The 18650-nt window shown below is 32.9% G+C and carries 15 protein-coding genes; 14 read left to right on the top strand and 1 reads right to left on the bottom strand.

Annotated features, from left to right (window positions below; translation table 11 throughout):
* Window positions 1–12 precede the first annotated feature (12 nt).
* The 4 genes from JG29_RS06950 to JG29_RS06935 all read left to right on the top strand — a co-directional run bounded on the left by JG29_RS06950 (window position 13) and on the right by JG29_RS06935 (window position 5349).
* On the top strand, window positions 13–1278 hold the full coding sequence (locus tag JG29_RS06950; RefSeq protein ID WP_045923225.1) for an L-rhamnose isomerase: 1266 nt from the start codon (window positions 13–15) through the stop codon (window positions 1276–1278).
* Window positions 1279–1298: 20 nt separating this feature from the next.
* Entirely contained in the window at window positions 1299–2123 is an 825-nt protein-coding gene (rhaD, locus tag JG29_RS06945) for a rhamnulose-1-phosphate aldolase (RefSeq protein WP_045923224.1), read from the top strand.
* Window positions 2124–2539: 416 nt separating this feature from the next.
* Window positions 2540–4945 carry an alpha-L-rhamnosidase gene (locus tag JG29_RS06940; RefSeq protein WP_052696330.1) on the top strand — a complete coding sequence of 802 codons (2406 nt, stop codon included), beginning with the start codon at window positions 2540–2542 and terminating at the stop codon, window positions 4943–4945.
* Window positions 4946–5061: 116 nt separating this feature from the next.
* Window positions 5062–5349, top strand: coding sequence for a hypothetical protein (locus JG29_RS06935; protein WP_045923223.1), 288 nt, complete (start codon window positions 5062–5064; stop codon window positions 5347–5349).
* A 42-nt stretch (window positions 5350–5391) separates the two neighbouring features.
* Here the strand turns inward: JG29_RS06935 and JG29_RS06930 are convergent, their stop codons facing one another.
* Window positions 5392–6369: a LacI family DNA-binding transcriptional regulator gene (locus tag JG29_RS06930; protein ID WP_045923222.1), complete on the bottom strand. Its 978-nt coding sequence runs from the start codon at window positions 6367–6369 to the stop codon at window positions 5392–5394.
* Between the two features lie 136 nt (window positions 6370–6505).
* Here JG29_RS06930 and JG29_RS06925 point away from each other — a divergent pair, with 136 nt between their 5' ends.
* The 10 genes from JG29_RS06925 to JG29_RS06880 all read left to right on the top strand — a co-directional run bounded on the left by JG29_RS06925 (window position 6506) and on the right by JG29_RS06880 (window position 18593).
* Window positions 6506–7159 carry a bifunctional 4-hydroxy-2-oxoglutarate aldolase/2-dehydro-3-deoxy-phosphogluconate aldolase gene (locus JG29_RS06925; protein WP_045923221.1) on the top strand — a complete coding sequence of 218 codons (654 nt, stop codon included), beginning with the start codon at window positions 6506–6508 and terminating at the stop codon, window positions 7157–7159.
* Window positions 7160–7163: 4 nt separating this feature from the next.
* Complete coding sequence (locus JG29_RS06920; protein WP_045923220.1) at window positions 7164–8189, top strand: sugar kinase; 1026 nt, start codon at window positions 7164–7166, stop codon at window positions 8187–8189.
* A gap of 329 nt (window positions 8190–8518) precedes the next feature.
* Window positions 8519–11092 carry a sigma 54-interacting transcriptional regulator gene (locus tag JG29_RS06915; RefSeq protein ID WP_045923219.1) on the top strand — a complete coding sequence of 858 codons (2574 nt, stop codon included), beginning with the start codon at window positions 8519–8521 and terminating at the stop codon, window positions 11090–11092.
* Between the two features lie 130 nt (window positions 11093–11222).
* Window positions 11223–11666, top strand: a complete 444-nt coding sequence (locus JG29_RS06910; protein WP_045923218.1) for a PTS sugar transporter subunit IIA — start codon at window positions 11223–11225, stop codon at window positions 11664–11666.
* A gap of 14 nt (window positions 11667–11680) precedes the next feature.
* Window positions 11681–12163 (top strand): PTS sugar transporter subunit IIB, encoded by a 483-nt coding sequence (locus JG29_RS06905; protein WP_045923217.1) that lies wholly within the window; start codon window positions 11681–11683, stop codon window positions 12161–12163.
* Between the two features lie 34 nt (window positions 12164–12197).
* Window positions 12198–13022, top strand: a complete 825-nt coding sequence (locus tag JG29_RS06900; protein WP_045923216.1) for a PTS mannose/fructose/sorbose/N-acetylgalactosamine transporter subunit IIC — start codon at window positions 12198–12200, stop codon at window positions 13020–13022.
* Window positions 13019–13852 carry a PTS system mannose/fructose/sorbose family transporter subunit IID gene (locus tag JG29_RS06895; protein WP_045923215.1) on the top strand — a complete coding sequence of 278 codons (834 nt, stop codon included), beginning with the start codon at window positions 13019–13021 and terminating at the stop codon, window positions 13850–13852. The genes JG29_RS06900 and JG29_RS06895 overlap by 4 nt, the downstream gene beginning before the upstream one ends.
* Window positions 13853–13882: 30 nt before the next feature.
* Window positions 13883–16174, top strand: coding sequence for an alpha-xylosidase (gene yicI, locus JG29_RS06890; protein WP_045923214.1), 2292 nt, complete (start codon window positions 13883–13885; stop codon window positions 16172–16174).
* A 31-nt stretch (window positions 16175–16205) separates the two neighbouring features.
* On the top strand, window positions 16206–17504 hold the full coding sequence (rpoN, locus tag JG29_RS06885; RefSeq protein WP_045923213.1) for an RNA polymerase factor sigma-54: 1299 nt from the start codon (window positions 16206–16208) through the stop codon (window positions 17502–17504).
* A gap of 237 nt (window positions 17505–17741) precedes the next feature.
* Window positions 17742–18593, top strand: coding sequence for a PRD domain-containing protein (locus JG29_RS06880; RefSeq protein ID WP_045923212.1), 852 nt, complete (start codon window positions 17742–17744; stop codon window positions 18591–18593).
* The last annotated feature ends 57 nt before the right edge of the window (window positions 18594–18650 follow it).

Below are 18650 nucleotides of genomic sequence, written 5' to 3'. Positions count from 1 at the left end.
GAGAGATTGTAAATGACCAATGAAAAAAATGTTGAATCTGCATATCAATTAGCGAAAGAACGTTATGCAGAATTAGGCGTTGATACTGATGCCGCCTTAAAAGCTCTAAAGAATGTTAAATTATCTATTCATTGCTGGCAAGGTGATGATATTCACGGATTTTTAAATCCGGAGCAAGAATTAACCGGAGGAATTGGTGTTAGCGGAAATTATCCAGGAATTGCACGGACACCTGATGAATTAACCAGTGATTTACATGAAGCTTTATCCTTAATTCCAGGAAGTCATAAAATTCAGTTGCATACTTTATATGCTGTAACCGACAAGAAAAAAGATTTCAATGAAGTTGGACCGGAAGATTTTAAATATTGGGTAGATTGGGCTAAGCAAGAAAAAATTGGATTAGATATGAATCCTACTTTCTTCTCACATCCTATGGTTAAAGAGAATTTCACTTTAGCTAGTCCAGAAAAATCAGTACGTGATTTTTGGATTGAAGTAGGTAAAAAGTCTCGGGATATTTCAAATTATTTTGGTCAAGAATTAGGTCAGCGCTCCATTAATAATTTCTGGATTCCTGATGGTTTTAAGGATAACCCAATTGATAAAGCTACCCCGCGGCTACGCTTAATTGAATCATTAGATGAAATTTTTGCTAAAAAATATGATGAAAATAATACGATTGAATCAGTTGAAGGAAAACTCTTTGGTACCGGTATTGAATCTTATACTGTGGGTTCACATCTATTTTACAATAACTATGCGATTAGCCGGGGCAAACTCTGGACAATTGATGCTGGTCATTGGCATCCAACTGAAGATGTTTCAGATAAATTCTCAGCATTTTTACCATTTGGTAAAGGTTTAATGCTGCATGTTTCTCGTCCAGTTCGTTGGGACAGTGACCATGTAGTTATTATGGATGAAGCTCTAGTAAGAATCACACAATCATTAGTCCGGGATAATGAATTAGATAAGACCAATATTGGTTTAGATTTCTTTGATGCAACTATTAACCGTGTCAGTGGTTGGGTCGTAGGAGCTCGTGCTACTCAAAAAGCATTATTGCAAGCAATGCTGGCTCCAATTGAAGATTTAAAGAAAGCCGAATTGAATTACGATTATACTACGCGTTTAGCCGTAACTGAAGAATTAAAATCATATCCATTTGGTGCAGTTTGGGATGAATTTTGCTTACAAAACAATGTACCAGTAGGTACTGATTGGCTGGATAATATTCATCAATATGAAAAAGATGTACAGTTTAAACGTAACTAAGCTACATTAAGGAGTTAAATATGGGTAATTTTATTGATTCAAAATATGTAAAAAAAATTTGTGCAATTACTATGGCTTCTTATCAGCATGGATGGGATGAACGTAATGGTGGTAATGTCTCTTTAAGATTGACCGATGCTGATTTGCAAGATTTTAATGATATAAATGAAGTACATCGCGTTTTAGATTTAGGATTTGATGCTCAGAAATTAGCTGGACAATATTTCTTAGTTACAGGAACAGGCCGCTATTTTAGAAATGTCATTGATCAACCTAATCTAGATTTGGGACTAATCAGAATTTCGCAAGATGGGCAAAAAGGCGAATTGATGTGGGGCTTTGAAGATGGAGGTCAGCCAACTTCCGAATTTCCTAGTCATTTAATGTCTCATATTGCTCGTTTACAATTTGATTCCAATCAGCGAGTAGTAATGCATTGTCATCCAACTAATGTAATTGCTCTATCTTTTACGCAAGATTTGGATGAACGCCATTGGTCGCGACTTTTGTGGAAAATGCAGGCAGAATCTTTAGTCGTGTTCCCAGAAGGTGTTGGTTTAATTCCCTATATGACTCCGGGAACTAATGAGATTGGAGAAGCTACTGCTCAAAAAATGAAAGATTATCGCGTTGTAATTTGGCCGCATCATGGTATTTTTGGAGTAGGGACCAGTTTGGATGAAGCTTTTGGTTTAATTGAAACTGTTGAAAAAGCCGCTTTAATTTACTCACAAATTGGAGCCCAAGGTGGCCAAATTAAGCAAGAAATCACGGATGATCAGCTACGCCAATTAGCTAAATCTTTTGGAGTAACAGCTAATCCTCAATTTTTAACGAATAAATAGTTTTTACCTACAAATAGCTGACTATTGTAATAATAGTCAGCTATTTTTATATATAAATTTTGTTATCAGTATTTTTGCCTATCTTTATAATATTTTTAAGAATTAATAGCTAATTAAATTATATGTTATTTAAAAATATGCTATCAGTTTAAAGGATAAACTATCTAAAAATATTATCAATCAGACAATATTCCCTGCAATGGATCATATCTTTATTGATAAATTTGGTTTATTATTTACAATTTTATTTAAACATTCGAAATTAATAAAGATTTAAATTAGTGATAATAGAAAACATTATGAAGTAAATTATAACAATATTTTAGAAAAATTAAGGGAACCTTTTACACTATGTGATAGCGATTGCTAATAAAGTTGAAAAAGATTAAAATTTTATTTATTTGAAAGGATAAGTTATGAAACCTGTTAAAAATACATCGCAATCTTGGAAGGGTAAATGGATTAGTTCTAATCAGGCAATTGTTAGTGAAGAACCGGAATTTACATTAGCGGAAATGTTCTCTGGAAAAACCACAAAACAAAAACCCGTTGATGAACGGTTACATCCAGTTGTTTATTTTAAAAAAATGTTTTCTATTCAAAAACCGGTTAAAAAGGCAAGTCTAGAAATTACTGCCCAGGGAATTTATCTGGCTTATCTTAATGGTAGAAAAACTACAGCAGCAATTTTTACTCCTGATTATACGAATTATCATGACTTTTTACAGTATCAAACTTATGATGTTACGGATAAATTAGTAAATGGGCTTAATAAATTGTGTATTGAAGTAGCAGATGGCTGGTATGCTGGGCGAATTAGTGTTCCAGGTGGAAGTGCTCAATTTGGTAAACAGTTAGCATTATTAGCAGATTTAAATATTACTTATCAAGATAATACTCATGAAATAATTGGCAGTGATAGGTCTTTTAGTACCGGGTCCGGTAAGCACCGTTATGCAGATATTGAAATTGGTGAAAAGCAAGATCTAAGAATCAGTGATGCTTGGCTTAATGATGATCGAAACCTTAATCAGACGGCTATTGAAATAAATGCTAGTTATGCATGTTTAGCTCCGCAAGAAGGGCCTTTAGTAATTGCTCATCAATCGCTTAGAAGTCAAAAAATTTGGTCTGAGGAAAATAGTTTAATTGTTGACTTTGGTCAAGTTTTGGCTGGTAGGGTTCGCTTAACGGCTAAGTTTGAACCAAGCCAACAAATTATTTTGCAACATAGTGAAGTGTTAGATAAAAGTGGTCATTTCTTTAAAAACATTATTGGGCGTAATAAAGATCAAACTGATGTTTTTATTGGTAATGGACAGGTAATGACAGTGGAACCCGACTTTACATTTCATGGTTTTCGTTATGTAAAAATTATTGGTTTATCTCTTAAAAGCATAATTGAAATTGAGGCTGTTCCTATTTATTCAAATATGAGCAATACTGGTTGGATTACGACAGATGATGCTAATATTAATCAACTTTTATCTAATATTAACTGGAGTCAGCGGGGAAACATGTTATCCATTCCAACTGATTGTCCTCAAAGAGAACGTGTAGGTTGGACAGGTGATATGCAGGTGTTTGTATCTGCTTCAACCTTTTTTATGAATACTGAAGATTTCATTCGACGTTGGTTAAAGAATGTTCGTATTGATCAGCGAGATAACGGTGAGATTCTCGATGTTTCGCCATCTACTAAAGATTCCACGAAGAGTGTTGACTTCACCGGTTCATACTCTTCTGCCGGCTGGGGTGATGCTATCGTTATGGTTCCTTGGAGTTTATATCAACATTATGGTCATGTACAAGTTTTACAAGAAAATTATGCGGCAATGAAAAAATGGCTTTCTTTTGCCAAAAAAAGTGCTGCTGGTAACAAATCAGGTGATCGAAAATATTTATGGGATACCAAATTTCACTATGGTGATTGGATGCTCCCTTCTTTAATGTTGGGAGACAATCCTAACCCCATGGCGACTTCGGCGGCTACTAAGAATACTGTTGCTACAGCATTTTTAAAGCATGTAAATGACTTAATGGCCAAAATTAGTGAAATTCTCGGCGAAGATGGAACAAAATATCATAATTATGCCAAAAATGTACAAAGAGCGTTTACTAAGTATTATGTCTCAAGTAATTATCATTTGCAGGAAGATTATCAAGGGTGTTATGTTCTAGCTATTGCATTTGATTTGGTACCAAAAGATATTAAGGCAAAATTAGTAAAGCATTTAGTGGAAAAAATACATGAGAATAATGATCTGTTGGATACGGGCTTTTTAGCTACACCATATCTGCTTGATGTTTTAACTGATAACGGACAAACAAAATTAGCTCAAAAATTATTTTTACAGGATGAATGTCCCTCATGGCTTTACGAAGTAAAATCTGGAGCAACAACTGTCTGGGAATCTTGGGCAGGGATCCAGCCTGATGGAACAGTGGGAGAATTTTCTTTCAATCATTATGCTATGGGATGTGTTTTGGACTGGTTTGTGAGAAAAGTTATTGGCTTAAACCCATTAGCACCTGGTTACAAAAGAATTAAAATTGATCCTCAGATTAGAGTTTGTCGAAAGTTGCAAGCTGCTTATGAATCTGCAAGCGGATTAATTACTATTAAACTTGAGTTTCAGTCTGATCGACGTTTAATGGCTATTAATATTCACAAAGCGGTTACTGCAGATATCTATTTACATTATAGTAATGAACAAGAAAAACATAAATTGCTGGAAAAATATTCTTGGGGCGTTTTAAAGGAGCAGGAGTCTTGTATGATTTGTTCAGTTGGTGCAGGAAATTATCAATTTGAATATTAAATCTGATGAAGTAGTTGAGGTGTTCTTTAAGCAGAAAAATTGCTTTAAAGGTCTTATTGATATATGATATCCTCTAATACAAATTAGATGGTAATGCAAGTGAAGGGGAGATATTTTTGAATTGGGCATTGTTAAAAGATGCCTTGCTAGCTACCGATAAAACTAAGATTATTGAAATCAAATACTGGAAACGGCAGGCAACTACCAAATTTATTCATAACTATTTTCAACAACAACAAATTAAGGCTCGCTGTGTCAATTTTGCTGTTACTGATTTCAATGACCGAACCCTATATATGAATACATTTGCGATTAAAGTCCCCAAGACTAAAAATTGGACTCAAGTTATTGAAGATCTGTCTTTAAATGAAAATGTGGTTCAAGTAAAACATGTTTCTGCTTAATTTTAAAAGAGTTACTCCGCTTTTGTGAGTAACTCTTTTTGATTAAAAATTTGCAGGAATAATAGTTGTCGGAGAAATATCAGATTTTTTCTTGATTAATTGTAATATTTGGATACCGGCTTGTTTTCCCATTTGCCAAGGATGCTGGTTAATCATTTTGGCACCAGGCCATATGGCCGGAACTAATTGGGTATCAGCAAAACCAGAAATTTGAATATTGTTGTCTTTTAATAAACCTAAACTAATTAATTCAGGTAAAAATTCTAAAAGCCAGCGTTCCTTAATTCCAAAAATCAGGGTTTTTTTGCTACTATTTTTTAATATTTGTCTTAATTCTGTGATGATATGGTGATGATCGTAATGATTTTCATCAATTTCGATAAGATTTATTTGTTGATAAACACTTTTTAACCCTGCCAGACGTTGTTGTCTTGTCGAAGCAATCGCAGTGGGAGAAGTTAAAACAATAATATCTTGAAATCCTTGTTGATAAAAATAACGCGCAGCTTTTTGACTAATATCGAAATTATTACTAATAATTTGGGGCCAAGGAGAATAGTCTAAGTTACGATCTAAAGTAATAATAGGCATTTGCCGGCGGACTTCTTCTTTTATGGTGGCAACATCACTGCCTAAGGGTTGTAAAATTAGGCCATCATAAGTACTCAAGCCAACAGAATTAATTAATTTCTTCTCTTTAGCTTGGCTGGAATCAGTGTCCAATAAAGCAGGGATATAACCTTCTGGTTCTAGTACGGAGCAAATTCCTTTAAACAGAGAAGTAGAAAAAGAATCAGCTGCATTAACTACTATAACTGCAATGGTTTTGCTAGTGTTAGTTATCAATTGCCGGGCAGCTGCATTGGGAACATAATTTAATTTATCAATTGCTGCAGCTACTTTTTGCGCTGTAGCAGGAGTCATACGATTTAATTCACCATGTAAATAACGTGAAACTGTGGCGGTAGATACTTGAGCCAAGTGAGCCACATCTTTAATATTAACTGTTTTCGAGACCATTATTTCTCCTTCAAATATATAAGTAACTGGTTACATTTAAAGATGATTATAGCAGATTATCTATAATTTATTAATTGAAATTTTTTAGGTAAAGGTTTACCATATAACTATACAAAACTCTTGAGGAGGATTCTACATGCAAAAAAGTGAAACCATTCAAGCCATCGCTAAATCCGGTGTAGTAGCAGTAGTACGGGGAGACTCTAAAAAACAAGCTTATCAGACAGCAAAAGCCTGTGTAATGGGAGATATTAAAGCTATTGAAATGACTTTTACGGCTCCGGCTGCTGATCAGAACATTACCGAATTGCAGCAGGAATATCAAGCCGATGCGGATGTTGTTATTGGTGCTGGAACCGTTTTAGATGTGACTACTGCCCGGATTGCGATTTTGGCCGGTGCAAAATTTATTGTGAGTCCTGCTTTTGATCAGGCAACAGCATTGTTGTGTAATGAATATCAAATTCCTTACATTCCTGGCTGCATGACTTTAACTGAAATTCAAACAGCTATGAAATATGGTGCTGAGGTCATTAAAGCCTTTCCAGGTAGTGTTTTAGGAACAAAATTTGTACATGCTATTAAAGCACCTTTACCACAAGTTAATATTATGCCTACTGGTGGAGTTAATCTAGAGAATATGAAAGATTGGTTTGCAGCTGGTGTAGTAGCAATAGGAGCTGGGAGTGACTTAACCGGTGCTGCTAAGAATAATGATTTTGCAGCAGTTACTAAAAAAGCTCAAGCTTATCATCAAGAATTATTACGAATTAGAAAAATAGAGGAATAAAATCATGAAAAAAATTGTAACCTTTGGGGAAATGATGCTGCGCTTAAAACCCCAAGAAAATGAACGTATTATTCAATCCAACCAATTTTCGGCTTTATACGGTGGAGCAGAAGCTAATGTGGCTGTTTCTTTATCCTTGTTGGGAGATCATGCGCAATTTGTTTCTAAATTTCCCGATCATGCTGTAGGTCAAGCAGCTTTGGGTACCTTGCGGCGTTATGGCGTCGATACATCACAAGTTCTGCTGGGTGGTCCTCGTTTAGGAATTTATTTCTTTGAAAAAGGAGCTAGTATTCGCAATACGAGTGTTGTTTATGACCGCGCAGGAAGCTCTTTTGCTGTTAGTAAAGCCGCTGAGTATGATTGGGCACAGATTTTAGCTGATGCGGATTATTTTTATTTTTCCGGAATTACACCGGCTATTTCTGCAGAATTAACACAGGCAATATTATCAGCTTGCCAATTTTGCGTTAATCATCAGATTAAAGTCATTTGTGATTTAAATTATCGTGGCAAAATGTGGACTCCACAACAAGCCCAAGCTACAATGAATCAATTAATGCCTTATGTCGATATCTGTCTCGCACATGATGAAGACTTCGAAGCTTCTTTAGGGATTAAAGCCTTTGATGGAGATATGAGCCATGGAATTGAACAAAAGGATGACTTTATTAGTGGCATGAAAGCGATTATAGCTAAATATCCGAATATTAAAACGGTAGCTAGTGTTCTGCGTAATATCTACTCAGTAGAAGATTCACAATGGATGGCTTTGATGATTGATCACGATCAAGTATTTGAAACTCCAATTTATCAAATCCATGTTTGGGAAGGGGTAGCTGCTGGCGATGCTTTTGGGGCTGGATTAATTCATGGACTCGTAAAAAATTATAATCCGCAAGATTGTTTAAACTTTGCGCTGGCTGCTAGCGTTTTAAAACTAACAATTAGTGGCGATTTAAATCTGGTTAATGAAAAAGAAATACTGGAAGTTATGAATAAACAAAACGGTATGCGGATGATGCGTTGATATTACTTAATGTAATAAGTATTCAGTGGCTTATACAACTAATGATTATAAAATATTATATAAGAATTTCTCTGATACTAAGTTATCAGAGATTTTTTACATTATGAATTATTTTGGACAATAATTAGTTGTACTAGAAACACTTGTTTAGGAGAAGAGAACGTAATATGTTACAGTTGAATGAAGAAAGATATGGATTTTATTTATTAGTATTAGAATTATTAAAGGGATAATATGTATTGATATTTTATAACTAGCAGTTGAAATGATTTCAATTAATAAGACCTAACTTAAATTAAGGGGGAAATTTTTTAGAAAGAAGGTGTACTATGAAGACCAAAGCCAAGGAAAAGGTGTTAAAGCAATTAAGGGTAATATGCAGTTCCCAGGGTAAAGTAACAGCTAATCAGTTAGCAAACTCATTAAATTTATCAAGACAAAATATTAATCATTATTTAATTCAATTGGCCCAAGAAGGCCGTATACAAAAAATTAATGGTAGACCAAATTATTGGATAGTCCCAAGTACTCAGCCAGCAAATGATCTAACCCAAAGTTGTTTAAAAAGTGTTATTGGCTACAATGGAAGCTTAAGGTCAGTTATTAATAAATGTATTGCTGGAATAAAATATCCTCCTCAAGGATTAAATATTTTAATTACTGGAAATAGTGGTGTCGGTAAAAGCTATTTGGCTAAAAAGTTATTCGAATATTCTAAAGAAAGTTCTATTATTTCTACAAATGCTCCCTTTGTTGTACTGAATTGTGCTGATTATGCTGATAACCCCGAACTATTATCTGCTACGTTGTTTGGCTATAAAAGAGGGGCATTTACTGGAGCTGATCATGATGTTCAAGGCTTAATTGCTAATGCTAATGAAGGCTATTTATTTTTGGATGAAATACACAGACTGTCATCTGAAAATCAAGAGAAGTTGTTTCTATTTATGGATACTGATAAGTATCGCCCAGTGGGAGAATATAATAAATGGTATACCTCTAAGGTTCGCTTAATAATGGCCACCACTGAGGATCCCCAAAAATATTTTCTTGATACTTTTTTAAGAAGAATACCTATTAGAGTCCAGCTAAAGGATTTTTCTCAACGTCCGCTTACTGAACGTATAGAATTAGTAAGTTCATTGTTTTTAAAAGAAGCTCATAAATTAGAAAAGCAAATTATTATAAGCAGCGAAATAATGAATGCGTTAACATTTAATGAATATTCTGGCAATATAGGTACCTTAAAAAATTTGATTAAAATAAGTTGTGCTCAAGCTTATGCGGCTTGTACAGATAAGCGCTTAGAAATTACAACTGCTGTTTTTCCTGGTAAATTAACTATGCAGAAGACTTTAGATACTTTAGTGATAGATCCTAATCAGAAACAATCGCTATTATCTAATTATAATAAATATAATTATAGTGATCACCTAGAAAATTTATTGCAACAGGTACTCAAAAATGTTGATATCCAAATCATAAAAAACAAATTAGAAAAGTTTTTACTTCTCATCAAAAATGAGAATGATTATAATTTTGAAGATTATCAATCGCGCAATCTTTTACATTTATGGAATAATTATGTTGTAGAAAGATATGGGGTAGTCAATAGCCTATCTACGTTTCAACTTTGCCTTACTTTAAAGAATACAGTTCTTTATTTAAATCAGCAGTTATTAAACAGTGTATATAAAAAAATATGTAAAAAATACTGTCGAACAACTTATATTGTTGAAACATTTTTTAAAAAAATAGCCTTTTTTAATGAAGACAAGGTACTACTTTTGAAAATTGTTACAGCACTGTTGATATCAGACTTTGTTAATGAAAAAATTAATATTAATGGTTTAATAATTGCTCATGGTAAATCAACTGCCAGCAGTATTCAAGAAGTTGTTAATCAATTATGCGGTAATTATATTTACGAGGCTATTGATATGCCTATAAATAGTAGCCTAACTGATGTTGTTGATCAGGTAAAAAAATATCTTCATGATCAGTCATATTTACACGATTTAATTTTAATAATTGATACTGGCTCACTAAATCAAATTTATACACTTTTGAAAAACGAAATTAAAGGCAATTTAATAGTAATCAATAACTTAACGACATCTATTGCACTAGATGTAGGAATAAAAATTAATTCACAACAAAATTTTATTGATATTACCAAAGAATTGAAACCTTATTATCGGATTGATATTAAAAGTTTTGATGGTTTTTCTGATAAAAATAATATTATTATCTCATGTATGTCCGGTCTAGGCATTTCTAAACAGTTAAAGATTATTTTTAAAAAATATCTAAAAAATAATTTTAAAATATATACAATGAAATACACTCAGCTGAAAGAAATGATTGATAAAAATGACAATGACTTTTTTAAAAAAACTGTTTTAATAATTACAACCTCAAATTTACCAACCTCATTTTTGATACCTCATTTTAATATTTATAATATTTTTGATTCTAAAAATAGTAATTTATTTCAAGAAATTTTAGTTAATCAAATCGGGCTCAAAAAATATAATACCCTTATCAAAGAGTTGATTAAATTTTTTTCTATAGAAGGGATCTCGGCTAGATTACATTTATTAAATCCTAAAATTGTTATTAACGATATAGAAACAGTTATTTTGAGATACGAGAATTATTTGGAATATAATTTTCCAGAAAAAACTAGATTAAATTTATATATGCATTTGGCACTAATGCTGGAAAGGTTATTGCTTTCTAATAAAAAGAGTGATTCTGATAAACTGCCTGCAGTGACTGATCAGAAAAAAATAAATTTTTTAAATATCAGCAAAAAGATATTACATCCATTAGAGCTAAAATATAATGTAAGTGTTAGTAATTATGAAATATCTTTACTTTATGAATTAATGTCCTCGTAAAAAGTGTCTAAAAATTAATTTTATTTTTAGACACTTTTTTTATTTACCCTACAGGCTGGGTAAAAGAAGAATTGGCACCATATTTGCTTATAAAAGGTTGAAATCTATTTATTAAGGAGGGATTACTAAATTGGGTAACAAAATCATTGTTGCATCACACGGCAACTTAGCCGAAGGTTTAAAAAATACTGTCGATATGTTTTTGGGACAGGATAGCAATAAAATTATGTACTTATCTTTATATAGTGATGGAAACAATAAAATTAGTACGGACGTTTCTAATGGGCTATCACGTTTAATGCGACAAATTAAAGAAGAGGACTATCTGTTAATCTTTACAGATATATACGGAGGAAGTGTCGATCAAATTTTCTTGAAGGAAACTATGAATATGAAGAATGCTTTTATTATTTGTGGTTTTAATTTGCCTATTGTCTTGGAAGCGGCCTTATCTGAGAAAGACATGAATAGAAGAAATGTGATGGATCTAATTGAACATGGTCGCAAGAATTTAAAATTATCAGAAATTGAAAAAGAAAATACTGATTCTACAGATGATAATGAATTTTTTTAAAGCGAGGTGTAAATATGATTAAGGCTTTAAGAGTTGACGAAAGGTTAGTACACGGCCAAATAACTATGTTATGGACTAAAGAATTAGGAATTAATGGAATTGTTGTCGGGAATGATGCGGTTTCTAAAGATGAACCACAAAAGCAAATTCTGAAAATGGCGGTTCCTGATGGTGTCAAAATTATTATTAAATCTGTCAATGAAATAATTAGATTGCTTAATGATCCCCGAACTAAAAAGATGAAACTTTTAGTTATAGTCTCAACCGTAAGGGATGCTGTTAAGGTTGCTCAGAAGATCCCACATGTTGAATATATGAATATTGGCAATGTCGGCAGAATGAGTGGCAATACTGACCTGAAGCAGATAGCAAAAACTGTTATGTTAACACCAAATGAAATAGAGTCATTGAAAGAATTAATAAAAATGTATCCTCAAACTGCAATCCAAAGTACTCCATATGAAAATAAAGAATTGGCGTCTAAATTAATCTCTTAAATTTTATTTATAGTCTGAAATGGGTGGTGTTATGATGTTTTATCAAGCTCTTGTTGTGGGTCTTTGTGTATGGCTGACAGTTGGTGGATTTGAATTATGCGGTTTTAGTCAATTATATCAGCCTATAGTAGTTGGACCGTTAGTAGGCTTTTTATTAGGTGATATCCAAACTGGATTAAAAATTGGGGCTTCATTACAAGCTATTTTTATGGGGGTAGTGAATATCGGTGGAGCAACATCGGCGGAACCAGGGATGGCAACGGCGCTTTCTACAGCTTTTGCTATCATCTTAGGTGGCGGCCTAGCTACAGCTTTGCCGCTGGCCTTACCATTAGCTGTAATTGGTTTACAAATTAAAAATTTAGAATTTGTAGCTATAATTGGGCCTTTTGCTTCATTATTTGATAAATTTGCTGAAAAGGGTATGGAAAAAGGTATTGTTTTTCTGCATTTTGGTTTATGGGCTTTACAGTGGTTTATCTATTCTTTAGTTCCTTTTTTTGCGGTTTTATTAGGCGCTAATACTGTAAAAACAGCCATTGGTTTAATTCCTAAAGTAATAATGGGTGGATTGACGGTTGCTGGAAATTTACTGCCTGCCGTTGGTATGGCCATGTTATTAAAATCGTTATGGAATAAAAATAATGCTGCTTTCTATTTTTTAGGTTTTATTTTATCAGCTTATTTAAATTTACCATTAATTGCTATTTCTGTTATCGCCTTTGTTATTGCAATTACTATGGGTATTCGCGATTACCAAATTAGTAAATTACAGAATAAAGATAATAAAGAAGTAATGAATGCTAGCGATAATAATGAAAATAATTCTGACGAAGAAGAGGAGGAATTTTTGTCATGAGTGATAAGAAAATAACAACATTGTCTAAAGACGAAAAGAAAATGATTCGCCAAATGTTTTGGCGGTCGTTAACATTGTTTACTTCAGTTACCCCTTCTAAAATGGGAGGTACCGGCTTTGTTTATTCTATGATGCCAGCAATTGATCGTTATTATAAACATGACCAGAAAGGCAAAATAGAAGCATTAAAAAGACATCTTGTTTACTTTAACTGCGCTATTCCACTGTCAACATTTATTATGGGATTAGTTGCATCCATGGAAAAAAGAAATGCGGAAAATTCAGATTTTGATTCTGATTCAGTTAATGCTATTAAGTTGAGCCTGATGGGCCCCTTATCAGGAATAAGTGATCCACTGTTTTGGGGAGTTTGGCGGGTTATTTGTGCTGGTATTGGTATTGGTTTGGCAAAAACTGGTAACGTATTCACACCGATTTTATTTTTAATTATGTTTAATATTCCCACATGGATTGTTAGATACTTTGCTGGTTTCTATGGTTATTCACTGGGGACGACATATCTTCAGAAATTAATTGATAGCGGTTTAATAAATATAGTTACTAAAGCTGCAGAAATCATTGGTGTGTTAATGGTAGGAGCTATGACAAGCCAATTAGTCAAATTTAAAACAGTTTTGTCGATTTCCATGAATGGGCAAAAAATAATGAATTTTCAAAGTGTTTTGAATTCTATTTTTAAAGGTTTGGTGCCAATTTCGTTTACTTTGCTAGTTTTTTGGCTAATGCAAAAGAAAAATTGGGGAGCCAATTTTATGATTATTTCCATTATTATTTTAGGAGTTTTATTAAAGTGGCTTCGGATATGCTGATAAATGGATTAATAAAAAAAGGATATTAATATGAAATTTACAAATGGTCAATTTATAATTTACCCTCAATATGAAATTCAAAATCCTCAGAAAGTATGGCAATATAAGATTCATAAAAAATCTGTAGTTTTATTTACGCCTTTTAAAGTAATAAATGATTTGGGTGATGAAATAAGTAATGGTATGTTTACTATCACAGTGACCTCACCAATTGCCGGAGTTATTGGTGTTAAAATAGTTCATTTTGACACTATCGATAATGGTCCTAATTTTGAATTAAACAAAGAAGATCATGCAGTTAATATTATAAATGAAGATCAGAATATAATTTTTAGTACAGGAGATTTATCTCTGGAAATACCTACTAATAAAGCGTTATCTTTTACATTTAAACATCAAAATACAGTATTGACACAATCTAATTTTCCCTCATTAGCCCTAGTAAAAAATAAGAAAAATGACCAAGAATATATTAGAGAACAATTATCTTTGGATATAGGAGAAGTAGTTTATGGTTTAGGGGAACGCTTTACTTCTCTTATAAAAAATGGACAAACTGTAGATATCTGGAACAAAGATGGAGGAATTAGATCTGATCAGGCTTATAAGAACGTTCCCTTTTATTTAACTAATAAAGGCTATGGTGTTTTTGTAAATCAAACACAGAACGTTTCTTTTGAAATTGCGACCGAGAATGTTGATAAAGTTCAGTTTAGTGTTAACGGTGAATCTTTAGAATATTTTGTTTGTGACGGACCCACACCCAAAGAAGTTTTACAAAAATATACCAATTTGACTGGTAAACCAGCCTTACCTCCAGCTTGGTCCTTTGGTCTATGGCTGTCTACTTCTTCTGCAGTTGAATATAACGAAAAACAAGTTAAATCAATAATTAGTGGGATGAAAAAATATGATATTCCCTTAGATGTAATGCATATTGACAGTGGTTGGCAAAAACGGTCACAATGGTGTACTTTGGAATGGGATCAAGATAATTTTCCCCATTCCCAAAAAATGCTCCAAGAGATTCATAAAAAAGGTATTAAGGTCTGTTTATGGATAAATCCCTATATTGCACAAAGATCTCCTTTATTTAATGAGGCTAAACAAAAGGGATATTTAATAAAAAAAATAGATGGTCAAGTTTGGCAATGGGATCGTTGGCAGGCAGGAATGGGAATTATTGATCTAACCAATCCAGCTGCTGTAAATTGGTTCCAAGATAAGCTTAATCAATTATTAGTAATGGGAGTAGATTGTTTTAAAGTAGATTTTGGAGAACGGATACCCACGAAAGATGTAGTATTTTATGATGGATCCGATCCGCTTAAGGAGCATAATTTTTATGCTTATCAGTATAATAAAGCTGTTTTTGAAATAACCCAAAAAAACAAAGGAGAAGGTCAGGCTGTTATTTTTGCTAGATCGGGAACTGCAGGTTCACAAAAATTCCCTTTACATTGGGCAGGAGACCCAGAAGCAACTTTTAAATCTATGTCAAATGCCTTACGTGGCGGCTTGTCCTTGGCTTTATCTGGTTATAGTTTTTGGAGTCATGATATAGGTGGATTTACAGGAAAGGACTCTTTAGAGCTCTATATTCGTTGGACACAGTTCGGACTTTTGTCATCGCACTCTCGCTATCATGCAGATACAGAATACCGATTTCCATGGCTGTTTGGAGAAAAAGCCATTGAAAATACAAGAAAATTTGTCAAATTAAAGATTTCGCTAATGCCGTATATTTATAGTATGGCAGTATATGCTCACAAATATGGTATTCCGGTCTTAAGGCCATTATTTTTAGAATTTTATAATGATCCTAATACTTTAGGATTGGATAAACAGTATATGTTGGGAAATAAGTTATTAATTGCCCCTATTTTTAATGATCATGGCCGAGTTAATTATTATTTACCAAAAGGAACATGGTTTAATTTATTAACAAAACAGGAATATACAAGTTTAAATGGATCATGGATTGAGGAAAAGTATTCTGATTTGTCTTTGCCGGTAATGGTTCGAGAAAATAGTATCCTGATTACCGGAAGTCACAAGGAAATACATGCTGATTATAATTATTTATTATCACCACAAATAAACATTTTTAATCTCGCCTTTAATCAGCCTATTCAGGAAAAAATTTTTAACTCTTTAGGGACCGATTATGGTGTGGTAACTGCCATTAAAAAAGACAACCAAGTTGTAATTAATACCAAAGGATTAAAGGGAATTTCCGAAGTAAACCTATACGACAACCATAAAAATTACCATTGTTCACACAATAATAATAGTTGTGAAGATTCTATCATTAATCTTTAAAAGTACTCAAGCCTACTAATGAGGTTGACAAATGTTAATAAAATCAAGTTATCAAATAAATCAGAAACAACTGCATAAATTAATATTAAATCAAAGCATGAGACAGTCTCTTTTTATGCTTCAGACTGATTTAGTAGATTTAACGGCTTATCTTCAAGAATTAAGTATGTCCAATCCATTATTTGATGTAAATCCCAGTTTAACAAAACGTGATGTGGAACTATTAGCGATTCCCCAAAATAGTTTAGTACAAGATCAATCCTTATACAGTTATTTACTGGAACAAATTCGTTTTAGTGTTAAAAATAATTCCTTGCGTAGGATCGTGATATACTTAATTGAAAATTTGGATGAACATGGATATTTATTGCTTTCTGATGCAGAAATTTTACAAGAATTATCTATTGATAATAGGACCTTAAAAGAGGCCAAAGATTGCTTGTATGATTTGAAACCTTCCGGTGTAGGTGCTCAGTCGTTCAAAGAATGTTTGATTTTACAATTACAGTCTAAAAAGGCAACCACCTCCAACTTGCTGGCACTCTCTCTTTTAGAAGATTATTTTGCGGATGTAGTTAATCACAACTGGACAAATATTGCTCACAGTCTGAACATTTCAATTAAAAATATTTTGTCAGCTTTTTCCGTTATTCAATCCCTTAAACCGTATCCTTATTGGAATAATTATAAAGCCAATAAGTATCTTATTCCTGAATTAATCATGATTAATAATAAAGGGAAATTATCTCTTCATATTACTCGTAATGGTTATCCACAAATTGTATTTGCCGAAGAAACGTATAATCAATTGAAAAATAATACAGATCAAGAAGTGAAACTATATATTAGAACTAAATATCAGGAATATCAGAATCTCAGAAGAAATTTAAATCACCGTCTCCAAACCATTGCGATGGTTGGACGCTGTATTATATCTTTACAAACTCCCTTTCTTTTGCGAGAGACCCGGGAATTAAAACCTTTGTTATTAAAAGACATTGCTAATAAATTGAATATCAGTATTTCTACTGTTAGTCGAACTATAAATGGCAAATATTTACAAACTGATTTTGGAATGTTTGAACTTAAATACTTTTTTAACAGACAAGCTAGTCCTAATTCTCATCAATCTATTAGTCAAGTACAAACTCAATTACAACAATTGATTAAGCAAGAAGATGCTAATTCTACTTTAAGTGATCAAAAGCTAGTAACTCTATTAGCAAAGCAGAATATTAATCTTTCTCGGCGTACAGTAACTAAATATCGGAATAAATTAGGCATCCCCAATGCTAATCAAAGAAAAAAACTCATTAAAAAATATTGTTAATCAATGGTATTTTAAGCGGATTGTCAGTCAAAATTGTATTTCTCTTAATTGATTATTATCTAGAAAAAGTATTATTTACTTTCTGCTTGACACCGTTTCCAGCAGTATTTATAATATTAAACTGTAATAAGGTGTGTTACTGATACGATCAGGCATTAACCTATCTCTTTATAGACATATTGTAGTGATTATCTTAGAGGAGATAGGTTTTTTATTGTTTTTAATCTGGAGGCTAAGATGATTTTTATTAAAAATTTTAATAATAATGTCGCTCTGGTTAAAGACAAAAATGACAAAGAATGGGTGGTGATTGGCAAGGGAATCGGTTTTGGTAAAAAGCCGGGAGATTTAGTGGATGAGACCAAAATTAGTCGGCGTTTTATAGCTGCTGAAAAAGATAATGTGGAAATGGAAGCTTTAGCGGAAATTGCACCGCAAACTATTGCCATTGCAACAGAAGTTGTCAAATTAGTAGAACCTTTATTAAATGTTAAATTTACTGGTTATCAATATTTGGCGTTGGCAGATCATATTGACTTTGCCTTAAAGCGGTCATCAAAAGGCTTAGATTTAACTGAAGGCACAACGCGCTGGAGCATCAAAAAGTTATTTCCGCGAGAATACGATGCTGCCCAGCAGGCAGTTGCTTTAATTGAAAAAATGGCGCAGACAAAGTTAGCTAGTGGAGAAGTAGTGCTTATTACCTACCATCTTTTAAATTTGGACTCAGATGAAACCGGTTTGCATGAAACTATTAAGATTTCCCAATTAATCGGACAAATTGTGGAAATTGTCCAATATCAATATGGAATTGAATTAGACAGTGATTCATTTAATTTTAATCGTTTTGTTACGCATTTGCGTTCTTTTATGATTCAGCATTTAAAGAAATCTGAAAATCGTAATAATGACTTGGATCCTGCTATTTTGGAATTAATGATTGCCAAATATCCTAAGGCTTATGAAACAGTTGAGCGAATAGATAAGTTTTTACAGCAACAGGCAGGTTGGCAGTTACAACCAGATGATAAGGTCTATTTAACTTTACATATTTGGCGAGTCACGCATCGTCAAATAAATAATAACTAATCAAAATGCGGCGTGTTACTGATACGATCAGGCATTAACCCGTTGATAGTTATAAAT

This window comes from Bombilactobacillus mellis (assembly GCF_000967245.1).
Classification (GTDB): domain Bacteria; phylum Bacillota; class Bacilli; order Lactobacillales; family Lactobacillaceae; genus Bombilactobacillus; species Bombilactobacillus mellis.
Note: the sequence above shows the minus strand (reverse complement) of the source record. Positions and strands in the feature narration are given on the sequence as shown.

What these genes read in the sequence shown, in the direction of transcription:
- JG29_RS06950 (WP_045923225.1), top strand. Translation starts at nt 13, where the DNA reads ATGACCAATGAAAAAAATGTTGAATCTGCATATCAATTAGCGAAAGAA.
- rhaD (WP_045923224.1), top strand. Translation starts at nt 1,299, where the DNA reads ATGGGTAATTTTATTGATTCAAAATATGTAAAAAAAATTTGTGCAATT.
- JG29_RS06940 (WP_052696330.1), top strand. Translation starts at nt 2,540, where the DNA reads ATGAAACCTGTTAAAAATACATCGCAATCTTGGAAGGGTAAATGGATT.
- JG29_RS06930 (WP_045923222.1), bottom strand. Translation starts at nt 6,369, where the DNA reads ATGGTCTCGAAAACAGTTAATATTAAAGATGTGGCTCACTTGGCTCAA.
- JG29_RS06925 (WP_045923221.1), top strand. Translation starts at nt 6,506, where the DNA reads ATGCAAAAAAGTGAAACCATTCAAGCCATCGCTAAATCCGGTGTAGTA.
- JG29_RS06920 (WP_045923220.1), top strand. Translation starts at nt 7,164, where the DNA reads ATGAAAAAAATTGTAACCTTTGGGGAAATGATGCTGCGCTTAAAACCC.
- JG29_RS06915 (WP_045923219.1), top strand. Translation starts at nt 8,519, where the DNA reads ATGAAGACCAAAGCCAAGGAAAAGGTGTTAAAGCAATTAAGGGTAATA.
- JG29_RS06905 (WP_045923217.1), top strand. Translation starts at nt 11,681, where the DNA reads ATGATTAAGGCTTTAAGAGTTGACGAAAGGTTAGTACACGGCCAAATA.
- JG29_RS06900 (WP_045923216.1), top strand. Translation starts at nt 12,198, where the DNA reads ATGTTTTATCAAGCTCTTGTTGTGGGTCTTTGTGTATGGCTGACAGTT.
- JG29_RS06895 (WP_045923215.1), top strand. Translation starts at nt 13,019, where the DNA reads ATGAGTGATAAGAAAATAACAACATTGTCTAAAGACGAAAAGAAAATG.
- yicI (WP_045923214.1), top strand. Translation starts at nt 13,883, where the DNA reads ATGAAATTTACAAATGGTCAATTTATAATTTACCCTCAATATGAAATT.
- rpoN (WP_045923213.1), top strand. Translation starts at nt 16,206, where the DNA reads ATGTTAATAAAATCAAGTTATCAAATAAATCAGAAACAACTGCATAAA.
- JG29_RS06880 (WP_045923212.1), top strand. Translation starts at nt 17,742, where the DNA reads ATGATTTTTATTAAAAATTTTAATAATAATGTCGCTCTGGTTAAAGAC.